We start from the raw sequence: 3753 nt of genomic DNA, 5'->3' as shown, positions 1-3753 counted from the left end.
GAGAACCCCAACCCCTAACCGGGTTGGGGTTCTCGCCATTTCACCACCCCACCTCCAACCAACCCCACACCCCGCCACCACCAGCCCGCCAGCACCAGCCCGCCAGCCCCGGCCACTACCCACCACCCACCCCACCCACAGACACCGGGGGCGGCCCGGGTATCCCGACTCATCTTCGTCGGGGCGACGAGGATCCCAGCAGGTCGACGATGATCGATCGTGCAGCTACCGACCGCGCGCATTGGACGATTGCGGCCGAGCGTCTGAGCGGATACGCGTGGCTGATGGCCCACAGTGAGCAGCAGCGCCCTGATCTGGGGCTGCGCTGGGCTGGGTGGGGAGACGAAGCGCGACGCAGTACTGGGTGGCTGGGTGACCGAGATCGATTCCGGTGCGCCCAGCAGCAGGCCTGCCTGCGGATCGCTAGATGGCGGACAGCCCGTCGAGGCGAGTACCTCGGCGTGGGTGACGACGAGGCGGACGGTCATCCCGGCGGCAACGAGCTCGCCGGCGAGGATCTCTCCCCGCCGGCCGATTGGCGTGGTCAAGGTAGCCACGATCCGTCACCTGTCGTAGAGGGGACTCGAGTCGGAAGAACCAGTTCATCGTGTCTGAGTCGAACGGGATGTAGTCGACCTGGTTGAAGATGAGCGGCTACATAGGTGCTTGCTTCGCGGAGTTCGGCTTCGAGACGGGTAGCTGCGTGGCCTTCGAACTGCCCGGGGCAGCCGGTGGCGACCGCGTTGCGACCGGCTGTGTCCGCCAGGAGTGTGGGGAAGTCCTTTCGCACGTGCGGCTGCCGAACGTGCGAGTGGTGGTCGGCGTCTTGAACACCCTGGCGGCACAGACGACCGGGGCGGCTTTACTGCTCAAGCCGCTGCCTCTGAACCGAGGGGCACGATGCCGGCGATAGGCGATGTCGTACAGGTCGTCGTAGCCGCGTACCGCCGGTGCTAACAGCTCGAGGAACCGAGCCGGCTGCCGGTTACTCGCTGGCTCGATGTAGTCCATCGAGTCGAAACCGAGGGAGTTCTGGCGACACTGATCTGCACGCAAGGCCCGGCTATCTGGTCTGGTCAGCTGCTCGGAGAGCTCGGCGGGTGCGTCCGGGACCGGTGAATCTCCCACCCATCAGGATCGACCGGCCGAGGTACTTGTCAGGTTTATGCTCGATCCGACCCGTCGGGTCGACCCCGCGACACTCCGAACGTTGCGGCTGTACGCGCCACCGAGCACCGTTATCGCATGTGGCCGCGCGCTCCGTTCGGCGATCACGGTTGCCGGCATCGTCAGTCACCCGGCCTTAAAACCTCGGGATCCGGGGGTCCTTGATGTCGACCAGCGGTGCTCTATGCGCCCTTGGCTCTCGGGCGGCGCCGAGGACGCGAGCGCAGACCTCATCGTGCCATTCGCGATCCCCACGTTCTTGGAGCTCTCGTTGGTCGGAACGACTTAGCTGCCCGCGTGACCGACCAGTCGCGGTCGTCTTCTCGACTGCAATCACCCGCTCAGGGGAGGCGAGGGCTCAGTTTCCACCGGATGGGCCGGTGGCAGTCGAGTTCTGGCGATGACACCATCGCGCGGTCTCGGATAACTGCCTGTCATACGGTCAGCCGCAATGATCGTAGCCGCCTGGCCAGGAGGCTCTGGTGCCATTGCGGTGCGTTGGTATCGATGTGGAGATCGGCGTCATGTTCTAACAGGAAGTCGAGCGCTGTCCGCGATTCAAGTCGTGCGAGAGCGGCCCCTACGCAGAAGTGGATCCCGCGGCCGAAGCTCAGGTGCGCACCGTCGTCCCGACCCGGGAGAAACTCGTCAGGTCGGTTGAAGTGCTGTTCATCCCGGTTCGCGTGGCCCCAGAGCAGGAACAGACGAGAGCCCGCGGGCAGTCGTGTGCCGCCGAGCTCGGTCTCGCTGACCACATGGCGGTAGTGGCCAACGAAGGGCGCGTCGAGCCGGAGGACCTCTTCGATGAACCCGTCCCGCCGGGGCGGGTCGTCACGCATGGTCGCGAGATGCTCGGGGTGTTGGCCAAGACGCCACGCCAGGGAGCCCAGGTGGCCGACGGTTGATTCAATTCCGGCCACGATGAGCTGGACAAGGATGTGGGTTGCGACGTCGTGGTCGATGTCTGAGTTGTTAATCAGGCGTGCCAGGTCTCCGACAACGGTAGGGGGAAGGGCGACCCGGGCCCTGTGGAGCTCCTCATCGAGGAACGCCATGAATTGCCCGACACTGTTGACCGCGTCGTCCAGTTCATCCAGGGTCACCACCCCGTCGAGGATCGCGGAGCTGGCAAACGCCCAGGTGAGTAGTTGGTCTCGGCGGTGTTGGGGAACTCCGATGAGCTCGGCGACGACCGCCGCTGGGAGTTTCTCGGCAATCTCGGTAACCCAGTCAATTCCGTCGTCGTAGCTCTCCGCCCACAGTTGCCGAATGGTCTCGTCCACAAATGGTGCCCAGGCCCGCAGCTTTCGTGGCGTGAGTGACGGAAGGACTAGTTTGCGGTGGATTCGGTGGGTGTCTCCGTCGGCGGTAGCCAAGGCGTGGATGGGGGACCCGAGTCCGGCGACGGGAAACTCCGTAATGGCCCCGTGTTCGTCCATGACCATCGTGGCGGTGAGGTTGGACGAGAACTCCGCGGCCCGCGCGGTCACCTCGGCGATCAGGTCCCGGGACCGGACAAAGTAGAAGGTCGAGTCGCCGAGTCGCTCGATCGGCGGGCCCGGGTGTGTCGGCTCGAGACGGGTCATCATCTGCTGTGCGGTGGTCATAGCTGACAGACTCGCGCATCAGCGCGTGTACGTCGACGCCTCCGCCGACATCCGAGACGGCGCGCGCTGTCGTGCGCGCAGGGCGTTTCAAGCCGCCTCCGTATGCTGCGCCGACGTTGCGACAGCCTGGGCCGGGTGTCTCATAATGAGATATGACCGACGACTGGTTGCTGGGAGCAGCAAGGCACCGACACGCGCGCGATCGCCTGCTGGCCGTGGCCTCGTCCCTCATTGTTGAGAAGGGAATCGACGGGCTCGATGTCTCAGAACTCGCGCGCCGGGCACACTGCTCGCGAGCGACCGTCTACCGACACGTTAGAGGTAGGTCGGCGATCATTGAAGCGGTTCTCACACGGTCTTCGGCGCGGATCGTTGAGGAAGTTGCCGCGCACGTGGAGGGGCTCACGGGGCGGCGACGTGCTGTCGTCGCCTTGACGTCCGCGCTGGCGGCGGCCCGCCGAGATCGGATCGCATCACAGTTCTTCTCCTCCGGTAGTGCCGCGCAGTCCCAGACGCTCATCGAGTCGCAGACCGTAGCTGGTATCGCTACCGAGCTGATCGGTTTGAAGCAGCCGCCCGATGAGCACGCCCAGCTCGCGGTTCGAGTACTGCTCTCGTTCCTCTGGTGGCCCGCCAGTGAAGGAGAACAGATCCAGCTCGATCTCCTTGCCGACTTCCTGGCCCATCGCGGCCCGCAGCACTCGAGGTGATTGGTACTCCAGTCCGAGTTCCCGGCGCGGTCGTTGATGGCGTGCAGTCCTGATGAACCGGAGCCTGCTTTCGGGCCGGCGCTCGACGTCGGACCGGCGCTTCTGTTCAATCGAGGGGACCGGTTCTGCCGAGGTTCCAGATCCGAGCACGTGTAACAGGGCGATCGTATAGCGACGTTCATGGCTATTGACCTGGGGATTTGGTGTTGTGTTGGGGTGCGTGTAACTTTATCGGAGCCGCCAGGGAGCGGGGTTCGGGCCGAGAGGCT

At 64.9% G+C, this 3753-nt stretch carries 2 protein-coding genes and 1 pseudogene; 1 reads left to right on the top strand and 2 read right to left on the bottom strand.

Features of this window, described 5'->3' with window-relative positions; translation table 11 throughout:
• Window positions 1-1601: 1601 nt before the first annotated feature.
• The gene (locus tag K3888_RS17445; RefSeq protein WP_230931547.1) at window positions 1602-2774 is read right to left on the bottom strand and encodes a cytochrome P450; all 1173 of its coding nucleotides are present in this window, start codon (window positions 2772-2774) and stop codon (window positions 1602-1604) included.
• Between the two features lie 152 nt (window positions 2775-2926).
• Between K3888_RS17445 and K3888_RS17990 the strand changes: the two are divergent.
• Window positions 2927-3109, top strand: a pseudogene (locus K3888_RS17990) (helix-turn-helix domain-containing protein); the annotation flags it as partial.
• Window positions 3110-3247: 138 nt separating this feature from the next.
• On the opposite strand, the gene K3888_RS17440 reads toward K3888_RS17990, so the two are convergent.
• Window positions 3248-3460: a hypothetical protein gene (locus K3888_RS17440; RefSeq protein WP_230931546.1), complete on the bottom strand. Its 213-nt coding sequence runs from the start codon at window positions 3458-3460 to the stop codon at window positions 3248-3250.
• Between the last annotated feature and the right edge of the window lie 293 nt (window positions 3461-3753).

This window comes from Dietzia aurantiaca, from assembly GCF_021033825.1.
In the GTDB taxonomy this organism is placed as follows: Bacteria; Actinomycetota; Actinomycetes; order Mycobacteriales; family Mycobacteriaceae; genus Dietzia; species Dietzia aurantiaca.
Note: the sequence above shows the minus strand (reverse complement) of the source record. Positions and strands in the feature narration are given on the sequence as shown.

Coding starts and splice junctions, on each gene's coding strand:
- K3888_RS17445 (WP_230931547.1), bottom strand. CDS start 2,774: ATGACCACCGCACAGCAGATGATGACCCGTCTCGAGCCGACACACCCG.
- K3888_RS17440 (WP_230931546.1), bottom strand. CDS start 3,460: ATGGGCCAGGAAGTCGGCAAGGAGATCGAGCTGGATCTGTTCTCCTTC.